An 18,128-nucleotide genomic window follows, 5' to 3' on the forward strand; every position below is an offset into this window, starting at 1 on the left:
GTGTTGGCTGCGTCAATCCACTTTTCATTAATTCCGGCGTGTTTAGCCAAACTTCAAACAACTTGCTTCTTAAAACAGCAGTACACGCTGGTTTTTTATTACATGCATCTTATGTATTGTTAAGCTCTTGCAGCTAAGTCTAAGAATAAATGGAGAAAGCATGGATATTATTTTTCACCACCCGACATTTGAGACGCAATCCTGGCTGGATGGGATGCAAAAACAACTTCCAGAAGCAAGGGTTCGCCAGTGGCATCCTGGAGATGACCAGCCTGCTGATTACGCGCTGGTCTGGCACCCGCCGGTAGAAATGCTCAGTGGGCGTCAGGCGCTGAAAGGGGTGTTTGCGTTAGGTGCGGGCGTGGATTCAATCCTCAGTAAACTTCAGGCTCACCCGGATATGCTGCCAAACGGTGTTCCACTCTTTCGTCTTGAAGACACCGGCATGGCGCTGCAAATGCAGGAATATGCCGTCAGCCAGGTACTGCACTGGTTCCGCCGGTTTGATGATTACCAGGCATTAAAGCAACAAGCAAAATGGCTGCCGCTGGAAGATTATCGTCGCGAAGACTTTACGATTGGTGTGCTCGGCGCGGGTGTGTTGGGTGGCAAAGTTGCGCAAAGCCTGGCGGCATGGGGTTTCCCGGTGCGTTGCTGGAGCCGCAGTCATAAAAATTATCCCGGTATCACCAGTTTTGCAGGCCACGAACAACTGGGCGATTTCCTTAATGGCACGCGCGTGTTGATTAACCTGTTGCCAAATACGCCGCAAACCGTGGGCATTATCAATCACCAGTTGCTTAACCAACTGGCAAACGATGCTTATGTGATGAACCTGGCGCGTGGTGTGCACCTGGTCGAAAACGATCTGCTGGCAGCGCTTGAAAGCGGCAAAGTAAAAGGCGCCATGCTCGACGTGTTTGCTAAAGAGCCGCTGCCAGTGGATAGCCCATTGTGGAAGCACCCACGCATAGCCATTACGCCTCACCTGGCGGCGGTGACACGGCCTCAAGAAGCGATGGAATATATCGCGAAAACGATCCGTCAAATTGAGAACGGTGAATCACCGAGCGGACAAGTCTCGTTGCATAACGGTTATTAATGCGATGCCCGGCCAGAGCCGGGCTAAAAAACCAGGGAGATAACTGCTATCCTTGCGGGAAAGAGATAAAAGGAGAGAGCCATGTATCCCGTTGACCTGCATATGCACACTGTCGCCAGTACCCACGCCTATAGCACCCTTCATGACTACATCGCGATTGCTCAAAGCAAGGGTATCAAACTCTTTGCAATAACGGATCACGGCCCTGACATGGCAGATGCGCCCCATTACTGGCATTTTGTGAATATGCGCATTTGGCCGCGGGTCGTAAATGGTGTGGGTATTTTGCGTGGCATCGAAGCCAACATTAAAAATACCGCTGGCGACATCGACTGTACTGGCCCGATGCTGGATTCGTTGGATCTGATTATCGCCGGTTTCCATGAGCCTGTTTTCCCTCCGCAAGATAGCGCGACCCATACTGAGGCGATGATTGCTGCCATGGCGAGTGGCAATGTCCACATCATCAGCCACCCGGGCAACCCAAAATTCCCGGTTGATATCCCTGCCATTGCACAGGCTGCGGCAAAGTATAATGTCGCCCTGGAACTCAATAACTCCTCGTTTACGCATTCGCGCAAGGGCAGTGGCCCGAACTGCCGTGCGATTGCCGCCGCAGTACGCGATGCCGGAGGTTGGTTAGCGTTGGGTTCTGACTCCCATACTGCATTTACCCTCGGTGACTTCGATGAATGCCGCAAAATTCTGGCCGAAGTTGAGTTCCCGGAAGATCGTATTCTGAATGTTTCAGTCGGCCGTATGCTTGGTTTCCTCGAGTCTCGCGGTATGGCACCAATCGAAGAATTTTCCACACTTTAATTTCTACTTAATGGATCGTTAGCATGAATGAGTTTTCAATTATTTGCCGCATTTTAGGTTCGCTGTTCTACCGTCAACCTCAGGATCCGCTTCTGGTGCCACTGTTGACGATGATCCGCGAAGGCAAACTGGCAGATCACTGGCCGCTGGAACAAGATGAGTTGCTGGTTCGCCTGCAACAAAGCTGCGATCCACAGCAGTTAGCCGCGGATTATAATGCGCTGTTTGTCGGCGAAGAGTGCAGCGTGCCGCCGTACCGTTCAGCCTGGGAAGCGGGCACCAGCGAAGGTGAAGTGCGTGAGTTCCTCAAGCAGCGCGGCATGCCCCTTGCCGAAACGCCAGCCGATCATTTTGGCACCTTGTTGTTGGCCGCTTCGTGGCTGGAAGATCAGTCTCAAGAAGATGAGTTCGAAGCGCAGGTGCGTTTATTTGACGATTACCTGATGCCGTGGGCGGGCACATTCCTCGGCAAAGTCGAGGCACACTCGACCACTGCGTTTTACCGCACTCTGGCGTTGATCAGCCGTGAAGCCATCCAGGCAATGCGTGACGAGTTAGAAGAAGCTAATGAAGAGTGATGTAAGTCACATTTAAAATGTAACGTTGAGTTTAGATCTACAAAAAATGTGCGGCAGATCGTAGTCGAGCTATAAGGCTCTGCTATGATATGCCGCTATGAACATACTTATTTCTCTGGCATTGACCACCGGTATTCTCTCAGGCCTCTGGGGTTGGGTTGCGGTGAGTCTCGGCCTTCTCAGTTGGGCGGGTTTCCTTGGTTGTACCGCGTACTTTGCATGTCCGCAGGGTGGTATCAAGGGGCTTTTCATTTCTGCATGCACGCTATGTAGCGGTGTACTCTGGGCGCAGGTCATCATTCACGGCAGCGCGCTGGCTCCACACATGGAGATTCTGGGTTACATGGTGACTGGTGTCGTGGCATTCCTGATGTGCGTTCAGGCAAAACACATGCTGTTGTCATTTGTGCCGGGAACATTTATCGGTGCGTGTGCGACCTTTGCCAATCAGGGCGAATGGCGAATTGTGGTGCCTTCTTTGCTGCTTGGTTTGGTGTTTGGTTTTGCGATGAAAAACAGTGGGCTGTGGCTTGCGGCGCGAAGAGCGAAATCTGAAACTCAAGTCATCACTGAGTCTTTATCCGAATAAATAAAAAACCAGCCGAAGCTGGTTTTTTTTTGCCTGGTAATTATCAGGATTCCGGAGGAACAGATAGCTCTCTGTATTTAGCCAGGACCGGGTTATCAACATCTTTCGGATTTTGCAGATCCCACAAGCCGCGGTTAATACCATCATTAACCAGATAGATAACACCTGTTTCAATTGCTGACATCAGACACATCATCACCGGTTCGTTGGTGGTGTAACCAATCTCGCCTTCCAGCAGTCGTTGGTAATCCACGAAACGGAATACCCCGGCCTGCACTTCATAAGACAAAATCGTTTTGCTGGTATTCACCGATGATAAGACTTCACCGGTACTGACGTTTACAACACGCAGGTTCACCGCAATTTGGTCCAGTTGGTATTGTGTTTCACCACCGATACCAAAGTACCGTGCGCCAACACCACCCGATTTCACATTACTTTCATAACCGATAATCGAGCCTTCAACCATCACGTTTGCCGCAATCAGAGACTGCAAAGGCATACGGTTATTTTCGGCCACGGTCCCATTTTCTTGTGCTGCACGAATGATCTTACGTTCGTTTAACAGATTTTGCAGGCCCTGGCGTTCTAGCGGAACGAACCAACGCGAGTCTTTCAAAGCGGTGACCAACATAGAGGTCGCACTTTGCGGTACAGCTGTAGAAAAGTTACTTGCTGGGTAGGGTTTAAATTGCCCGGTTTCATCTTGAATATTATAAACCGAGACAAACAATTTACCTTTTGCTGGTGGTAAATGGGTCAAATCACGATAACTTTGTGCCCGAGGTAATAATGTAGGTTTGGCAGCTTCTTTAGGTGGCGCGGTTAAACAACCACTTAATAAACACACTGCTACGATGAGAAGTAAGCGCTGCATAATGTTTATCCTTAAATACTTTTTTGTCGTTTAAAGCCCACTAAAAATTAGTAGCGTTATTTTGTAATCCTGAAACATCAATTGTTGAAATCTGCCCGGTTTTACGGTCAGTTACGTTAAGTCGTAGCTGCCCATCAACGTTAGCAATATCGACGATAAAGTCGTTTGTGACCATTCGACCTGGTTTACCGGTATTTATATTGGTCAATAGCCCACCGAGTAGTTGCGACTGAATAGCAGAAGTAAAGTTATCCAGTGCGGAGGGCGCGGTATAACCAAAATCAGCTGAGCTGGGGTCTTTATAGGAATTCTGAGCCTGCGCCTCATTAAGTAAAAAGGACCCATTATTGGGGTTGCCACCAAAATTAGGGTTTATAAACTGAAAAGTCATATTTCCTCCCCAGGACAAAGGGGATATCAGCAGTAAAGATAAAACTGCATGAGTGATACGCATGACAGCCTCCTAAAATTCGTCGCTGGTTAAATCACCGGTACTCAATAATGTTTTATCAATTTGCCGGCGTTTAATTGCTTCATCGGTTTGGATCAGTGCAATAGTGACATTTCTGTCAAAATCACGTTTTGAGGGGAATAAAAAAGCCTGATAAATAACATCCTGATCGACCGTAATGGTTATCCAGCTTCCCCAACGGGCACTGGGCCGCTCATTTATCGTTAAGTTTCCGGTAAAACTGCTTTCCCACTTGTCACTAAAGGCACGATAAAACTCATGCCCTACAGAAGAAACGGTGTGATCCGTCAACAATCCGGGAACTTCCACTTCTACGGCACGTGCGCCCCCAGAGGCGCAAGCGAGTACTGACGCCAGTAGCAAAGCAGTTTGTAATTTCATCGCCTTATCGCCTGAGATTATCGTTTGCCCAGGAAACCGCCTGAGTGCGATTTTTTACGGATATCTTCTTGAAAAGGTTATAGAGATGCGTTTTTACCGTGTTTTCACTTATAAATAACGACTGAGCGATTTCGATATTCGATGCGCCAATACGCAATTTATTAAGTATTTCCTTTTCACGGTGAGTCAGTAGTGAGGACTCAACATTATTGAAACGATAATTCCCTGAGTGATTAATAAGATAGCTGGCTAACTTTTGCGAGAAATAGCATTCTCCATCCATTACACCACGGATACCTTCCACCACTCGTGGCTCTTCCTCTGACATATAAAACACCCCATTTATATGTGGCCAGTTTTCGATGTCACGAAATTGATACTCTTCAGGAGTGTTCAATAACAACAACTTAATGCTGTTATGTTTACGACTTAAGTTATCTTGCCAATAGTTAATCAGCTTTTTATCGGCCTCCACCATATCGAAAAGCACCACAACATTACCGACGACATCTTCAAGAGATCGTTGAATATTATGAAGTTTCCCATTTATAGAGAGTGAGGATTTTAAATGCTGTAATAACGCAGTAGCTTGTAGCGAGGGTTTTGTGATCAACAATAACGACTGAGCACTTAACGCCTGACTATTTATTGTATGGACTTCATTAAACATGATGAAACTCCATCCGAGTTTGCGCATCAATCAGCTGAATTAACAGAAAGTTAATTCACCAGAAGTACTGATAGGTGCTGCACTGCTGTGTTTGAAATTAATATAACACTGTCAAATAACGCTAAGTTGCGCCCTGACTTAATGTGTTAAACAAAATGTTACTGCTGAATTCAATCTAGCGGGTACTAATCTTAAAGCAAGTGTTAAAGCTGTTACGGAATGTAACTGTAGATATTAAAATGTTGCGATGAGATTTTTTTGATATTTAGTTTTAATACTAAAGTTGTACATTTATTATAAATTGCACAGTTTTATAAATCACACAAATGATTACAACTATATGATTTATAATTGTATTTTAGATTTAAATTTGAAGTGATAAGCTCTTAACATATGTAAACGATCAGCGTTACACTCTCACTTTGCCTCTGTCTTAAGAAAACTCAGCTTCGTGACGATGGTGTCTAAAAATTACTAACAGACTGTCGATTAGCCCAACCAAACGGCAAATCCTGGCTTGATTAATGTGATGATTTTAAAAATTCACAAACGAATTTAAAAGAACAATTCTAAACCTGTTGTTGTGTTTGGGTTTTTTTTATGTAACTCATACTTTGTAATGAGTGGAAATATAAAAATACAACATGCGGGTGAGATATTTTAAATGTATCGCCAGACATACTCATTTTCGTAACGCAGAGATAACTTTTCTTCGTTATCGTTAACACAGTAAATATGTCAACGTAAATATGTGAATGGTTCAGATGTATTTAGTAGAAGCATTTCGGCCCAGGGTGACAACATGAAGAACAGATCGTTACTTGTGATGTTAGCATTGTTGGGAGCGCCTGGTTATGTTCTTGCAAATAATGCCGATCTTGCCAGATCAGAATATAACTTTGCGATGAACGAATTAACTCGATCATCGCTAAATCAGGCCGCGATTATTGGTCAGGCTGGCAATTATAATAATGTCAACGTTGACCAGCATGGAAGCAAGCAGTTAGCACTGGTCTCTCAGACAGGCTCATCTAACAGAGCTAATGTTGAACAATCAGGGAGTTATAATCTTGCTTATATTTCGCAAGTTGGTAGTGCCAACGATGCAGATATTCAGCAAACATCTTCGGGTAATACTGCTTTAATTAAACAGATAGGTTCTGGTAATAAAGCAAATATTATCCAAACGGGTACTGGTTATACCGCAGTAGTAGTGCAAGTAAGGTCACAAATGGCAGTCCGTGTTGTCCAAAGATAATACACTAGCTATTTGGGCTTAAATTATCAATCCGATGGGAGTTTCACCATGAACTTTATTAAAGTAGCAGCAATCGCAGCAGCATTGGTGGTTTCGGGAAGTGCACTGGCTGGTTCAATCTATCAGAGCGGCCATGGTAGTAGTGGTAGCCATGGTAATTTGGGTGATACCAATCAAGGTCTAACTGTGACTCAACTTGGTAATTTTAACGGCGCTAACGTTAACCAAAGTTCAAAATCCAGCAGCCTTGATCTACTGCAAAGCGGTAATAATAACCAGGCTAATGTTGTTCAGGCAAGTACTCGTGCCGACCTGGATGTTAAACAATTCGGTAACTTTAACGGTGCCAATGTGACACAAGCTACAACGGGTGCTTCTGCAGAGGTGATCCAGTCTGGCTGGGGTAATCAGGCCAATGTCTATCAGCACTAACTGCTAATCCAGACAAAAAAAGAACAGGGTCTTTATGCCCTGTTCTTTTTATTGGGAGAAACTATGCACACATTACTTTTATTAGTCGCGCTCAGTAATCAGCTGACTTTCGATACCCAGCAGCAGGGCGATATGTACACCATCGTGCCTGTCGCTACGCTCACTCAAGACTGCCAGTGTTCCTACAAATTCACCGCGCTACGTTCCGGCCAGTCCGGGCAAAGCAACAGCAGCCAAAGCGGGAATATTTTTATAAAAGCGAATGAACCTGCCAGGCTAACGCGGATGAGCATGAATATCTCTCCTGGAGATAATGTCACCATTACGGTGACGGTGTCGGATGGAAAAGATATCCATCTGGAAAAAGAGTGGGCGCCACCGGGTAATGTTTAATAAATGTTTCGAGTATGTAGATTTTGTTTCATCTATATACCAAAGTTTAACTGTAGTGACCTATGTCTTGTGCCGATAACCCTCATACCACTTCAGTTGAGGAGTCCATAGTGTGAAAACAGTAAACTTGAAACGTCTCATGTTGTTGCCCGTGCTAGTGCTCGTTTTCCCTGTACTCAATGCGTATGCCAGCGATGGTGTCATTCATTTTCAGGGCGCTATAGTAGAAGATGGCTGCAATCTGTTGCATCAAGGCCAAGGCCAGGCGGTTAAATTCTCTTGCCAACAGAACGGCAAACCGGCCGTACAAACGGTCGCATTCAATCAGCTCAATAATTTCACATCCAATAGTGATGCGCCGTTTTCGACAAAAATGCATTACCTTGATCCCCAACATAAACTGGCTGTTGTGGAAGTCACATACCGCTAGAAACAATGGCCTGCATATTGCAGGCCGTTGAAATCGACTCCCCTCTATTCATTCACATTCTGACTTGATACAGCCCGACTTATTTAGGGCATATATTTATTTCACTGCCTTTTTTGTTACTATTCCCCGCCGTTGGTGAACTCGTCACGCACAAGAGTCCGGCGGCCTGGGGAAAATCCCTTAAATTAAGACTAATTTTATAGTCGGCATGAACCCGAAGAGATATATCTGGCGGGGCTTCGCAGATGAAGAATGGTACTGAGAATGAAGTTAGCGTTTAACCTTGCCGACTGGCAGGCTTGTGCCCCCGGTTTGTCTGAGAAAGATGAATGGCAGGCATGGGGAAAAACTACAGCGGATATTACTATTTCAGCGCCACTCGCCAAAAGCCGCCATTTACCGATGATGACCGCACGGCGCCTGGCGTCAGGAAGCCGCCTGGCGGTGGATTGTGCGCTGGCCATTTTGTCGCGCCAGCAGGTTGATGCACTGGTTTTCTCCAGTCGCCACGGGGAGCTTGAAAAAAACTTCCGTATTTTGAGTGCGCTGGCAAATAAAGAAAGCCTGTCGCCGACGGATTTTGCCATGTCGGTACATAATTCTGCGGTGGGCAACACAACGATTGCGTCAAAACAAGCGTTGGTGTCGTCCTCCGTTTCTGCAGGTTTAGACAGCTTTGCACAGGCGTTATTTGAAGTGGCATCTTTACATCACGCAGGCTACCCGCGCGTGATGTTGGTAGATTTCGACGGACTAATTCCTGAGTTTTACCACCCACATTTGGGCGATGAGATACTTAACATCCCGTTTGCCGTGGCATTACTATTGGAAGCCGGGCCGCAGATTGAGTGTGAAACCGCGCCTCGCAGTACCTCAGATGCCTCTGCTTTACCGCAAGGGCTGGCATTTTTGCATGGTTGGCTTAGCGAAGAGCGAACTTTCACACTCAACGGGGAACGGATGTCCTGGTGCTGGAGCCGTCAATAATGTGGCAGCGCATTGAATGGTGCTGGCGCGTATTGATGACCGGCTGGTTGTTTGTGTTGTTTGGCAGCGGTGGGCTGTTGCTTTCCCTGGTGTGGTTTAACTTGCTGTTACTGTTTGTTCGCGATAATGGCGAACGCCGCGAGATAGCGCGTCGCAGCATCTCAGCGAGCTTCCGGTTATTTTTACGCATTGGGCGAGCGCTTGGCGTGTTTGATTATCGCTTTGAAAATTGCGGTCAACTCGCCAACGATCATGGATGTTTGATTGTCGCCAACCACCCGACGCTGTTGGATTACGTATTTATTGCCTCTCAGGCGCCGCATATTGGCTGCCTGGTGAAGGCCAGTCTGGTGAAAAATCCCTGTTTCCGTGGCGTGATTCGCGCGGCGGATTACCTGATTAACAGCCAGGGCGAAACATTGCTACCTGAAAGCCAGCAACGCATGGCTGCAGGAGAGGCGATACTGATTTTCCCGGAAGGGACGCGCACGCGCCCCGGGCAACCGCTGGTGATTCAGCGTGGTGCGGCCAATATTGCCGTGCGAAGCGGGTGCGAATTGCGCCTGGTACATATTTATTGCGACCAGCGGTATCTGGATAAACACAGTCGTTGGTATCAAATTCCAAAGCGCAGGCCGATGATTACCGTCAGTGTTAAACAACGGATCGCAAGCCAAAGTTTTATGGCAAACGACGACGATGCGCCCGCGCTTGCGGCGCGCCGTCTTAGCCAATATTTAAGTCAGGAGCTGGTTCCTGACTCTTTTTAAGAGCTTTAAGACTCGGATGGTTATATGGAATCTCTAGAGACCGATATTAAACAACTCATTATCGACACCCTGAATCTCGAAGAGGTGAGTGTTGATGAGATTGAAAGTGAGGCCGCATTATTCGGTAATGACGGTCTGGGCCTTGATTCCATTGATGCTCTGGAATTGGGTCTGGCGGTTAAAAAACGTTATGGAGTGGTGTTATCCGCCGAAAACGAAGCGATGCGCGAACATTTTTATTCTGTAGCGAATCTTGCCTCCTTTATTAGCAGTCAAAACCCTGCGCACAGCGCCTGATTGAAACCACGAGTACGCTATGAATAAAGAAGATATTTATCAGGAAGTCACCGGGTTACTGGTTAAGTTATTTGAACTGTCTCCAGAACAAATTACCCCGCAATCCCGTCTTTACGAAGATTTGGATCTCGACAGCATCGATGCGGTAGATATGGTCGTACATCTACAAAAACGCACGGGTAAGAAAATCAAACCGGAAGATTTCAAAACGGTTCGCACCGTACAGGATGTCGTAGACGCGGTTGAGCGTTTACATAGCGAGTCATAAAGCGTGCTGGTAAAACGTGCGCTAAGTATTGCTGGAGGGCTAGCCGTCATCGGCTGGCCCTTTGCCGTCTGGTTGGCACTGTCATATCCAGAATTACACATTCTATTACCGATACTGGCGCTGTGCTTTGTGCTGCGTTTATGCACGCTGCGCGGCAAAACAGGCGCATTAAGCCGGGCATTTAAAGGGCTGGCGCTTGCGGGAGCGGTATTATCGCTCGCCAGTATCTGGATGCGTGAGGCGCAGCTTTTACTGTGGTACCCGGTGGTCGTCAATGTGGTGATGCTGGTGCTTTTTGGCGCGTCGCTGCTTAGCGGCATGCCGGTCATTGAGCGCCTGGCCCGCATAACAGAAAAGAATCTTCCTCCCGCGGGTGTGCGTTACACCCGCCGGGTGACGCAAGTGTGGTGCATTTTCTTCATCTTTAATGGCAGCGTGTCGCTTTTGACGTGCCTTGTAGGCAATGTTCACTGGTGGACGCTGTGGAACGCAATGGTGAGCTACCTGCTGATGGGCTTGTTATTTGCCTGCGAATGGTTGGTACGCCAACGAGTGAAACGCCGCTATGAATAATCCTTTGCCTCTGGCGCTCTGGTTAAGTAGCCGCCGCCATCCGCAACATATTGTGGCGTTTGAAGGGCCGCACTGTTTTACACAGGCAGACTTAATCAATGATGTGCAGCGTATCTATAGCTGGCTCAAAACTCAGCCAGGCGAGCGCTGGGCGCTGTGTTTTGACAATAGTTACGACTTTATCGCCGCGCTGCTGGCCACGCTTCATGCTGGAAAAACGCCGGTGCTTCCGGGTCACAGCCGTGAAGCACAGCTGCGGGAACAGCAAATGCATTTCTGTGGCGTGCTGAGCGATACGCCGCTTAATCTCAGTTGCCGGGTGATGAACCCTCAAGTGTTAGCTTGTAAGGCCATTGAACCGTTTGAGGCCGTTACGGCAGATGCCGGCGTGGTGTTTTTCACCTCTGGCTCAACCGGAGAACCGGCTCAAATTTTTAAAACGGTGCGGGCGCTGGATGAAGAGATTGCCTGGCTCGCTACCTTATGGGGCGACAATTCAGGCGATTGCCGCGTGGTCGGCTCGGTGTCGCACCAGCATCTCTACGGTTTCACGTTCCGCGTGATGCTGCCAATGTCGCTTGGGCTGCCGGGTGATGCGGCAATGATACATTTCCCTGAGCAACTGGCTGCACACTCGCTTCATCCTTTATTGTTTATCAGCAGCCCGGCCTTTCTCAAACGGCTAGATGGAAACCTGGCTGCGCCGGTTTTTAAACGGGTGATTTCTGCTGCTGGAAAACTTGATGACGACACCGCGCTTCAGGCGCGTTTATGGCTCAAAACAGCGGTGTCAGAAATCTATGGCACCACCGAAACTGGCGTGCTGGCGTGGCGTGAACACTCGCAGCCAGCACCTGAATGGCAGCCTTTTCCGGCGGTGTGCTTTACCGAACAAGAAGATGGCTGGTGGGTTGAGTCGCCGCTGATTCACGAAGGATGCAGGCCACTCGACGATATTCTCGAATTTACCGCGCAAGGGCGTTTCCGTTTATCAGGGCGCCGCGACCGCATCGTTAAAATCGAGGAAAAACGAGTTTCACTCAGTGAAATTGAACGGCGACTGCTGGCATTGCCCGGTATTAATGATGTTGCTGTGGTGCCGGTTGTACGTGGCAACCGTATTGCTCTTGGGGCAGTGGTGGTCGCGCCACAGTCCGATAATACCCATAAGCAACACTGGCGCGAAGCGCTCCGGGCCTGGCTTGAACCGATAGCTATTCCGCGCTACTGGCGCATCGTCGAGCGCATTCCTCTCAACAGCCAGAGCAAGCGATCATGGGCGCAATTACAGGAGTTATTTGATGAAACCCGTTGAGTTACAGCGCGCGCAACCAGAGGTGGGGACATTATCCCTGCGGTTGAGCGTTCCGGCGACATTAAGCTGGTTTGCGGGGCATTTCCCCACTCAGCCGATATTACCTGGTGTTGCCCAACTTGATTGGGTGATGGCCTATGGCGAAGAACTTGCACCAGGCATGCGTTTTAGCGCGATTGATAGCGTTAAATTCCAGCGTCCGATTGTTCCTGAAAACGAGCTGGAGTTGAACCTGCAATGGGACACTTCACGCAGCGTGCTGAGTTTTACATATACCGTTTTAAAGGATGGGGTCAGCGTTCCGGCCAGCAGTGGGAAAATTAAATTATGTCCGTAACGCCTGCGGCTTTTCGCCCCTGCGTGGTGATCCCCTGTTATAACCACGGCGCGACGATGGCTTCAGTGCTGGCTCGCCTGCAACCCTTCGGCCTGCCATGCATTATTGTTGATGACGGCAGCGAGGCGGCAACCAGGCAGCAGCTAGCACAATTAACCGGCGTCACGCTTATCCCATTGGCAACCAACCAGGGAAAAGGGGAGGCGGTCACAGTCGGGCTGAAAGCGGCACAGCTGGCGGGTTTTACGCATGCCATCCAGCTTGATGCCGACGGGCAACATTGCATTGAAGATGTACCGCGTTTTTTAGATGAAGCGCGTGCGCACCCCGAAAGCCTGATTTCTGGCATGCCGGAATATGACGACTCCGTACCGAAATCGCGCCTGTATGGGCGTTATATCACGCATGTATGGGTATGGATTGAAACCTTATCACTGTCACTAAAAGACAGCATGTGCGGTTTCCGGGTCTACCCACTCGCGGCAACACTTGCGGTTATTGCAGAACAACCGCCCGGTAAACGGATGGATTTTGACACTGAAATCATGGTGCGTTTGTACTGGGCAGGCACCGACAGCCGGTTCTTACGCACCCGTGTGGTTTACCCGCCGGATGGCGTGTCGCATTTTGATGCGCTGGGCGATAACGTGCGCATTTCCTGGATGCATACCCGGTTGTTTTTTGGCATGTTGCCGCGCATTCCGGCGCTGCTTTCTCGCCGCCGTCAGAGTGCTCACTGGGCGCAAGTGCCTGAGCGTAAAGGGTTGGCGGGAATGCGTCTGATGCTGAATATCTACCAGCGCTTAGGTCGCAGGGCGTTTAACGCGCTGCTTTACCCGGTAGTGGCATGGATGTGGCTCACAGGAAGCACGCAGCGAAATGCGTCACAACAGTGGCTGGCCCGCGTGCGCCAACAGGCCGAACGGCAACAAATTGCCTTGCCGGAAGGGTTAAACAGCTATCGCCATTTTTTGCGATTTGGCGATGCAATGCTGAACAAAATTGCTGCCTGGCGCGGCGATATTATCTGGGGGCGTGATATCGAATTTGCGCCCGGTAGTCGCGAAGTTTTGCAGCCGCAGGCTGGGCAGGGGAAGCTCATTCTTGCGGCGCATCTCGGCGATATCGAAGCCAGCCGTGCGCTGGCGCAAGTTGAAGCCGGGCTTATTATTAATGCGCTGGTGTTTACCGACCACGCGCAGCGTTTTCGCCAGATAATCGAAGAAATAGCGCCGCAGGCCGGGGTGAATTTGCTGCCGGTAAGCCACATCGGCCCGGAAACCGCGATGCTGTTGCAAGACAAACTGGATGCCGGCGAGTGGGTAGCGATTGTCGGTGATCGGCTTGCCGTCAACCCGCAACGCGGCGGTGAACGGCGTGTGTGCTGGAGCCCGTTTATGGGCAGCCCGGCCCCGTTCCCGCAGGGGCCGTTTATTTTGGCTGCCGCATTACGATGCCCGGTCATTCTGATGATGGTGCTGCGCGAGCAGGGCAAATTGCGCATCCACGCAGAACATGTTGCCGACCCGCTTTTATTACCGCGCGCTACGCGGCAGCAAGCGTTACAAGAACATATTGATCATTACGCGCGGCGTCTTGAGTTTTACGCGCTGCGCTCGCCGCTCGATTGGTTTAATTTTTATGATTTCTGGCAATTGCCGCCAGAAAAGGAGTCCGGATGTTAAATGACCCACGTTTTACCGTGGAGATCAGCATCAAAGTCCCATTCCATGATGTCGATGCGATGGGGGTTGTGTGGCACGGTAATTATTTTCGCTACTTTGAAGTGGCGCGAGAAGCGTTACTGAACCAGTTTGATTATGGCTACCGCGCCATGAGTGAGTCCGGTTATGTCTGGCCGGTCGTTGATACGCGGGTTAAATATCGAAATGCAGTAAAATTCGAACAACAGATTCTGGTGCGTGCCAGCGTGCTGGAATATGAAAACCGCCTGAAAATCGGCTACGAAATTGTTGATGCCGAAAGCGGCAAACGGACCACGTCGGGTTACACCATTCAGGTTGCCGTTGAGGCAACAAGTGGAGAGCTTTGTTTTGTCTCCCCTCAGATTCTTTTTGAACGCATGGGCTTGAGTCATGAATAAGATTATTTTAATAGCCTTGCTGTTTATCAGTTGTACGGCGAGCGCAATAACCCTTGATGATGTGCGTAGCACTTTTGCCTCGCAGTCTGTGGTGCGGGCGAAATTCCAGCAAGAGCGCCAAATCAGCGGAATGGCGCAACCGCTGCACTCCAGCGGTGAAGTGCTGATCGCAAAAAATAAAGGTTTGTGGTGGCAGCAACAGCACCCCTTCCCGATGACACTGGTGCTTGATGACCGCCATATGGCGCAAATCATGGGTAGCCAGGCGCCACAAGTGATTACCGCCGACAGCAACCCGCAAATGTTTCAGTTCAATCACCTTCTGCGAGCTTTATTCGAGGCAGACCGTAAAGTGCTGGATGAGAACTTTACCAGCGCGTTTACCGACCAGGGTAACGGCAAGTGGCAACTGGTATTAACGCCTGTCACCACGCCGCTCGATAAGCTGTTTAGCACCATTACTTTGCAGGGCGATAAGTACCTTAATCGCATTGCGCTGAATGATTTGCAGGGCGATTTCACTGAAATCACCTTTAGCGACCACCGACCGGAACCACGAAAACTGACCCATGAAGAGCAGCAGCGCTTCGCATTCTGATATGCACCGCCGCCTTGCGTGGGGTTGGCTTGCCATCGTCACTCTGTTGGTCGCGCTGTTGTGCACTTTGTTGCCGAAGGCCCGGCTGGATAGCAGCGTGTTGTCGCTGCTGCCTGCCAGTAGCCTGGGGAAAATCCCGCCGCAAATTGAGAACGGTTTTTTACAGCGTCTTGATCGGCAGATGATGTGGATGGTAAGCCCCGGTAACACGGCGGATCCCGCTGCAGCCCAGTGGTGGCAATCGCAACTGCAACAGCAACCGTTCCTGCAAAATGTGCAGGGGCCGATGGATGCCAAAGGCCAGCAAGAGTGGGGGAAATTCTACTTCGAGCATCGCAATGGTCTGGTTGATAACCAGACCCGCAGCCGGTTGCAAAATGGCGGAGAAGCGCAGGCACAGTGGGTGTTGTCGCAACTCTATTCAGCGTTTTCGGGTGTCAGTGGAAAAGAGCTGGCTAACGATCCGCTGATGCTGGTGCGTGGTTCGCAATTGGCGCTGCAACAAACTGCCAGCCAGATGCGGCTGCAAAACGGCTGGCTGGTGGCGCGTGATAAACAGGGGCGCTACTGGTATTTGTTGCACGGTGAGCTGAAAGGTTCGTCGTTTGATATGCAGCAAGGGCGTGCAGCCGTTGAGCAATTGCGGGTTTTGCACAACAACCTCAAGCAGCATTTTCCGCAGGCTGAGGTGATGTCACGCGGCACGCTATTTTATAGCGATTATGCGAGCCAGCAGGCAAAGCACGATGTTTCAACGCTGGGACTGGCGACAGTGATTGGCGTGCTGTTGCTGGTGCTTGCGGTGTTTCGCTCGGTACGGCCCTTGCTATTGTGTGCCACATCGGTCGCCATCGGCGCACTGGCAGGCACCGCTATCACGCTGCTGTGCTTTGGTGAATTGCACCTGATGACGCTGGTGATGAGCATGAGCATCGTCGGGGTTTCGGCCGATTACACGTTGTATTACCTCACCGAACGCATGGTACATGGCGGGGAAAACTCGCCGATTGAAAGCCTGCGCAAAGTGCTTCCTGCTTTACTACTGGCACTGGCGACGACGGCTATTGCTTACCTGATTATGATCCTCGCACCGTTCCCTGGGATTCGCCAACTGGCGGTGTTTGCCGCCAGCGGTTTGATAGCCTCCTGCCTGACCGTGGTGTGTTGGTATCCGTTTGCGGTGCGCGGTTTACCCGTAAGGCCCGTGCCGTGCAGCCGGTTGCTCACTGCGTGGCTTGACGCATGGCAGCACAAAAAAGCGGTGCGCATTGGGGTACCGCTCGCGTTGCTGGTCATGAGTCTTGTCGGAATAGCCTCTTTAAAAATTAATGACGATATCGCCAGCTTCCAGGCACTGCCAAAGGATTTGGTGCAGGAAGAGCAGGCAATAACTGCGTTAACCGGGCAGGGGATGGACCAAAAATGGTTCGTGGTTTACGGCGATACTGCCGAGCAAACGCTGCAACGGCTGGAAAAGCTCGCACCTGAACTGGATGCCGCGCAAAAAAGCAAAGCCATCGGCAGTTACCGCATGATCCCGCTCGCCTCTCTTGAGCAGCAACAGGCTGATTTACGTTTGCTGAGCGAAGCCGCGCCTGTGTTACAAAAACGCCTTGCTGAAAGCGGCATCACTGTCAGCGCGCCAAATCTACAGCAAATGGCGGTCACGCCCGATATCTGGCAAAAAAGTGTTATCAGTAGCGGCTGGCGCTTGTTGTGGTTGTCTCTGCCCGATGGCAAAAGCGGCGCGCTGGTGCCGGTGAGCGGTGTTTATAACAGTGCGGCCCTCGGCGAGATTGCGGCAAAAATCCCGGGTGTGAGTTGGGTTGACCGAAAAGTGATGTTCAATGAACTGTTCAGCCATTTCCGCAGCTTGTTGGCGGGTTTACTGGCGGCGGCTGTGGTGGTGATTGCGCTCAGCTACGTGTTGCGGCTTGGCGTAAAACGCGGTTTGCTCAATGTGGTGCCTTCGCTGTTATCGCTGGGCGGCGGGCTTGCAGCACTTGCCTTTAGCGGTCATGCGCTGAACCTGTTCTCATTGCTGGCGTTAGTGCTGGTGCTAGGTATCGGTATCAATTACACATTATTCTTTAGTAACCCACGTGGCACGCCGATGACTTCGCTGCTGGCCATTAGCGTGGCATTGCTGACTACACTTTTCACCTTAGGCATGCTGGTCTTTAGCCAGACACAAGCCATCGCAAGTTTTGGTATTGTGCTGAGTTGCGGGATCTTCTGTGCATTTTTGACGGCCCCACTAGCCTTATCGACATCTGGCCACGGAGAGGGAAAGAGAGAAAAATGAAAAAATTACCGACTCTGGTTTTACTGCTTAGCGCGCTATTTCTCAGCGCGTGCAGTGCGCCGAAACAAGATAGCAACAGGCCGCAGGCCTGGTTGAAACCCGGCACGTTAGTGATGCTGCCTGCGCCGGGAATTACGCCGTCCATCACCGAGCAACAGTTGTTGAGCGCGCATGTAAAAGGCAAAACGCAGTCGTTGATGGTGCTACTCAATGCCGATCAGCAGAAAATCTTGCTGGCAGGGCTTTCGCCGTTAGGGATCCGTTTATTCCGCCTGACCTATGATCAGAATGGTATCAAGACTGAACAATCCATTACGCTGCCAGAATTACCTCCAGCCAGTCAGGTTCTTGCCGATATTATGTTGAGTTACTGGCCGATAAGCGCCTGGCAGCCGCAATTGCCAAAGGGCTGGACGCTGAAAGATATCGACGCGCGCCGCGAATTGCGCGACGACCAGGGTGAGCTTATCGAAACTATCCAGTATCTCACGCGTAACGGAAGTCGCCAGCCGGTGAGCGTGCATCATCACCGTTTCGGCTACGTCATTAACATTCAACATTTGAGCAGCTAAT

The 18,128-nt window shown here is 50.0% G+C and carries 24 protein-coding genes; 20 read left to right on the top strand and 4 right to left on the bottom strand.

The features are described 5' to 3' along the window. The first annotated feature begins 160 nt into the window (after positions 1-160). The 4 genes from ghrA to M975_RS04550 all read left to right on the top strand — a co-directional run bounded on the left by ghrA (position 161) and on the right by M975_RS04550 (position 3,088). The gene (gene ghrA, locus M975_RS04535; RefSeq protein WP_064557689.1) at positions 161-1,102 is read left to right on the top strand and encodes a glyoxylate/hydroxypyruvate reductase GhrA; all 942 of its coding nucleotides are present in this window, start codon (positions 161-163) and stop codon (positions 1,100-1,102) included. An 81-nt stretch (positions 1,103-1,183) separates the two neighbouring features. Further along, on the top strand, positions 1,184-1,921 hold the full coding sequence (locus M975_RS04540; protein ID WP_064557690.1) for a phosphatase: 738 nt from the start codon (positions 1,184-1,186) through the stop codon (positions 1,919-1,921). A gap of 23 nt (positions 1,922-1,944) precedes the next feature. Further along, on the top strand, positions 1,945-2,499 hold the full coding sequence (locus M975_RS04545) for a TorD/DmsD family molecular chaperone (RefSeq protein WP_064557691.1): 555 nt from the start codon (positions 1,945-1,947) through the stop codon (positions 2,497-2,499). 97 nt (positions 2,500-2,596) lie between these two features. Further along, complete coding sequence (locus tag M975_RS04550) at positions 2,597-3,088, top strand: DUF1097 domain-containing protein (RefSeq protein ID WP_064557692.1); 492 nt, start codon at positions 2,597-2,599, stop codon at positions 3,086-3,088. Between the two features lie 43 nt (positions 3,089-3,131). On the opposite strand, the gene csgG is transcribed toward M975_RS04550, so the two are convergent. From csgG to csgD, 4 genes are read right to left on the bottom strand one after another with little or no spacing between them, the layout of a single operon-like run. Beyond that, entirely contained in the window at positions 3,132-3,965 is an 834-nt protein-coding gene (csgG, locus tag M975_RS04555) for a curli production assembly/transport protein CsgG (protein WP_064557693.1), read from the bottom strand. Between the two features lie 40 nt (positions 3,966-4,005). After that, positions 4,006-4,419 (bottom strand): curli production assembly/transport protein CsgF, encoded by a 414-nt coding sequence (gene csgF, locus M975_RS04560; RefSeq protein WP_064557694.1) that lies wholly within the window; start codon positions 4,417-4,419, stop codon positions 4,006-4,008. Between the two features lie 9 nt (positions 4,420-4,428). Then, positions 4,429-4,818 (bottom strand): curli production assembly/transport protein CsgE, encoded by a 390-nt coding sequence (gene csgE, locus M975_RS04565; RefSeq protein WP_064557695.1) that lies wholly within the window; start codon positions 4,816-4,818, stop codon positions 4,429-4,431. Positions 4,819-4,822: 4 nt separating this feature from the next. After that, positions 4,823-5,488 (bottom strand): biofilm master transcriptional regulator CsgD, encoded by a 666-nt coding sequence (gene csgD / locus M975_RS04570; RefSeq protein ID WP_064557696.1) that lies wholly within the window; start codon positions 5,486-5,488, stop codon positions 4,823-4,825. 802 nt (positions 5,489-6,290) lie between these two features. Between csgD and csgB the strand changes: the two genes are divergently transcribed. The 16 genes from csgB (at position 6,291) to M975_RS04650 (ending at position 18,127) form a co-directional block, all read left to right on the top strand. Beyond that, complete coding sequence (csgB, locus tag M975_RS04575) at positions 6,291-6,746, top strand: curli minor subunit CsgB (protein ID WP_064557697.1); 456 nt, start codon at positions 6,291-6,293, stop codon at positions 6,744-6,746. Between the two features lie 48 nt (positions 6,747-6,794). After that, positions 6,795-7,178, top strand: a complete 384-nt coding sequence (locus tag M975_RS04580; protein WP_064557698.1) for a hypothetical protein — start codon at positions 6,795-6,797, stop codon at positions 7,176-7,178. A 63-nt stretch (positions 7,179-7,241) separates the two neighbouring features. Beyond that, positions 7,242-7,571 carry a curli assembly chaperone CsgC gene (gene csgC, locus M975_RS04585; RefSeq protein WP_064557699.1) on the top strand — a complete coding sequence of 110 codons (330 nt, stop codon included), beginning with the start codon at positions 7,242-7,244 and terminating at the stop codon, positions 7,569-7,571. 112 nt (positions 7,572-7,683) lie between these two features. Further along, the gene (locus M975_RS04590) at positions 7,684-8,001 is read left to right on the top strand and encodes a hypothetical protein (RefSeq protein ID WP_245164307.1); all 318 of its coding nucleotides are present in this window, start codon (positions 7,684-7,686) and stop codon (positions 7,999-8,001) included. Between the two features lie 264 nt (positions 8,002-8,265). Continuing rightward, positions 8,266-8,988, top strand: coding sequence for a beta-ketoacyl synthase chain length factor (locus M975_RS04595; RefSeq protein ID WP_064557700.1), 723 nt, complete (start codon positions 8,266-8,268; stop codon positions 8,986-8,988). Then, positions 8,988-9,758, top strand: coding sequence for a lysophospholipid acyltransferase family protein (locus M975_RS04600; protein ID WP_064557701.1), 771 nt, complete (start codon positions 8,988-8,990; stop codon positions 9,756-9,758). Before M975_RS04595 ends, M975_RS04600 begins: the two co-directional genes overlap by 1 nt. Positions 9,759-9,782: 24 nt before the next feature. Continuing rightward, positions 9,783-10,055: a phosphopantetheine-binding protein gene (locus tag M975_RS04605; protein WP_064557702.1), complete on the top strand. Its 273-nt coding sequence runs from the start codon at positions 9,783-9,785 to the stop codon at positions 10,053-10,055. Positions 10,056-10,074: 19 nt separating this feature from the next. Next, positions 10,075-10,323 (top strand): acyl carrier protein, encoded by a 249-nt coding sequence (locus tag M975_RS04610; protein WP_064557703.1) that lies wholly within the window; start codon positions 10,075-10,077, stop codon positions 10,321-10,323. 6 nt (positions 10,324-10,329) lie between these two features. Further along, positions 10,330-10,896, top strand: a complete 567-nt coding sequence (locus tag M975_RS04615) for a COG4648 family protein (RefSeq protein ID WP_064557804.1) — start codon at positions 10,330-10,332, stop codon at positions 10,894-10,896. Beyond that, positions 10,889-12,211 (top strand): AMP-binding protein, encoded by a 1,323-nt coding sequence (locus tag M975_RS04620; protein WP_064557704.1) that lies wholly within the window; start codon positions 10,889-10,891, stop codon positions 12,209-12,211. Before M975_RS04615 ends, M975_RS04620 begins: the two co-directional genes overlap by 8 nt. Further along, entirely contained in the window at positions 12,198-12,548 is a 351-nt protein-coding gene (locus M975_RS04625; protein ID WP_064557705.1) for a 3-hydroxyacyl-ACP dehydratase FabZ family protein, read from the top strand. Before M975_RS04620 ends, M975_RS04625 begins: the two co-directional genes overlap by 14 nt. Continuing rightward, on the top strand, positions 12,539-14,233 hold the full coding sequence (locus M975_RS04630) for a glycosyltransferase family 2 protein (RefSeq protein ID WP_064557706.1): 1,695 nt from the start codon (positions 12,539-12,541) through the stop codon (positions 14,231-14,233). Before M975_RS04625 ends, M975_RS04630 begins: the two co-directional genes overlap by 10 nt. Continuing rightward, positions 14,227-14,652 carry an acyl-CoA thioesterase gene (locus tag M975_RS04635; protein ID WP_064557707.1) on the top strand — a complete coding sequence of 142 codons (426 nt, stop codon included), beginning with the start codon at positions 14,227-14,229 and terminating at the stop codon, positions 14,650-14,652. Before M975_RS04630 ends, M975_RS04635 begins: the two co-directional genes overlap by 7 nt. Beyond that, positions 14,645-15,250, top strand: a complete 606-nt coding sequence (locus M975_RS04640; RefSeq protein WP_064557708.1) for an outer membrane lipoprotein carrier protein LolA — start codon at positions 14,645-14,647, stop codon at positions 15,248-15,250. The genes M975_RS04635 and M975_RS04640 overlap by 8 nt, the downstream gene beginning before the upstream one ends. Further along, the gene (locus tag M975_RS04645) at positions 15,222-17,555 is read left to right on the top strand and encodes an MMPL family transporter (RefSeq protein WP_064557709.1); all 2,334 of its coding nucleotides are present in this window, start codon (positions 15,222-15,224) and stop codon (positions 17,553-17,555) included. Before M975_RS04640 ends, M975_RS04645 begins: the two co-directional genes overlap by 29 nt. Beyond that, positions 17,552-18,127 (top strand): DUF3261 domain-containing protein, encoded by a 576-nt coding sequence (locus tag M975_RS04650; RefSeq protein ID WP_064557710.1) that lies wholly within the window; start codon positions 17,552-17,554, stop codon positions 18,125-18,127. The genes M975_RS04645 and M975_RS04650 overlap by 4 nt, the downstream gene beginning before the upstream one ends. Position 18,128: the final 1 nt, after the last annotated feature.

The organism is Buttiauxella brennerae ATCC 51605, assembly GCF_001654925.1.
Taxonomy (GTDB): domain Bacteria; phylum Pseudomonadota; class Gammaproteobacteria; order Enterobacterales; family Enterobacteriaceae; genus Buttiauxella; species Buttiauxella brennerae.

What these genes read in the sequence shown, in the direction of transcription:
- M975_RS04550 (WP_064557692.1), top strand. Translation starts at nt 2,597, where the DNA reads ATGAACATACTTATTTCTCTGGCATTGACCACCGGTATTCTCTCAGGC.
- M975_RS04630 (WP_064557706.1), top strand. Translation starts at nt 12,539, where the DNA reads ATGTCCGTAACGCCTGCGGCTTTTCGCCCCTGCGTGGTGATCCCCTGT.
- M975_RS04650 (WP_064557710.1), top strand. Translation starts at nt 17,552, where the DNA reads ATGAAAAAATTACCGACTCTGGTTTTACTGCTTAGCGCGCTATTTCTC.
- ghrA (WP_064557689.1), top strand. Translation starts at nt 161, where the DNA reads ATGGATATTATTTTTCACCACCCGACATTTGAGACGCAATCCTGGCTG.
- M975_RS04620 (WP_064557704.1), top strand. Translation starts at nt 10,889, where the DNA reads ATGAATAATCCTTTGCCTCTGGCGCTCTGGTTAAGTAGCCGCCGCCAT.
- M975_RS04645 (WP_064557709.1), top strand. Translation starts at nt 15,222, where the DNA reads ATGAAGAGCAGCAGCGCTTCGCATTCTGATATGCACCGCCGCCTTGCG.
- csgC (WP_064557699.1), top strand. Translation starts at nt 7,242, where the DNA reads ATGCACACATTACTTTTATTAGTCGCGCTCAGTAATCAGCTGACTTTC.
- M975_RS04625 (WP_064557705.1), top strand. Translation starts at nt 12,198, where the DNA reads ATGAAACCCGTTGAGTTACAGCGCGCGCAACCAGAGGTGGGGACATTA.
- M975_RS04545 (WP_064557691.1), top strand. Translation starts at nt 1,945, where the DNA reads ATGAATGAGTTTTCAATTATTTGCCGCATTTTAGGTTCGCTGTTCTAC.
- csgB (WP_064557697.1), top strand. Translation starts at nt 6,291, where the DNA reads ATGAAGAACAGATCGTTACTTGTGATGTTAGCATTGTTGGGAGCGCCT.
- csgD (WP_064557696.1), bottom strand. Translation starts at nt 5,488, where the DNA reads ATGTTTAATGAAGTCCATACAATAAATAGTCAGGCGTTAAGTGCTCAG.
- csgE (WP_064557695.1), bottom strand. Translation starts at nt 4,818, where the DNA reads ATGAAATTACAAACTGCTTTGCTACTGGCGTCAGTACTCGCTTGCGCC.
- M975_RS04610 (WP_064557703.1), top strand. Translation starts at nt 10,075, where the DNA reads ATGAATAAAGAAGATATTTATCAGGAAGTCACCGGGTTACTGGTTAAG.
- M975_RS04600 (WP_064557701.1), top strand. Translation starts at nt 8,988, where the DNA reads ATGTGGCAGCGCATTGAATGGTGCTGGCGCGTATTGATGACCGGCTGG.
- csgF (WP_064557694.1), bottom strand. Translation starts at nt 4,419, where the DNA reads ATGCGTATCACTCATGCAGTTTTATCTTTACTGCTGATATCCCCTTTG.
- M975_RS04605 (WP_064557702.1), top strand. Translation starts at nt 9,783, where the DNA reads ATGGAATCTCTAGAGACCGATATTAAACAACTCATTATCGACACCCTG.
- M975_RS04580 (WP_064557698.1), top strand. Translation starts at nt 6,795, where the DNA reads ATGAACTTTATTAAAGTAGCAGCAATCGCAGCAGCATTGGTGGTTTCG.
- M975_RS04635 (WP_064557707.1), top strand. Translation starts at nt 14,227, where the DNA reads ATGTTAAATGACCCACGTTTTACCGTGGAGATCAGCATCAAAGTCCCA.
- M975_RS04540 (WP_064557690.1), top strand. Translation starts at nt 1,184, where the DNA reads ATGTATCCCGTTGACCTGCATATGCACACTGTCGCCAGTACCCACGCC.
- M975_RS04595 (WP_064557700.1), top strand. Translation starts at nt 8,266, where the DNA reads ATGAAGTTAGCGTTTAACCTTGCCGACTGGCAGGCTTGTGCCCCCGGT.
- csgG (WP_064557693.1), bottom strand. Translation starts at nt 3,965, where the DNA reads ATGCAGCGCTTACTTCTCATCGTAGCAGTGTGTTTATTAAGTGGTTGT.
- M975_RS04640 (WP_064557708.1), top strand. Translation starts at nt 14,645, where the DNA reads ATGAATAAGATTATTTTAATAGCCTTGCTGTTTATCAGTTGTACGGCG.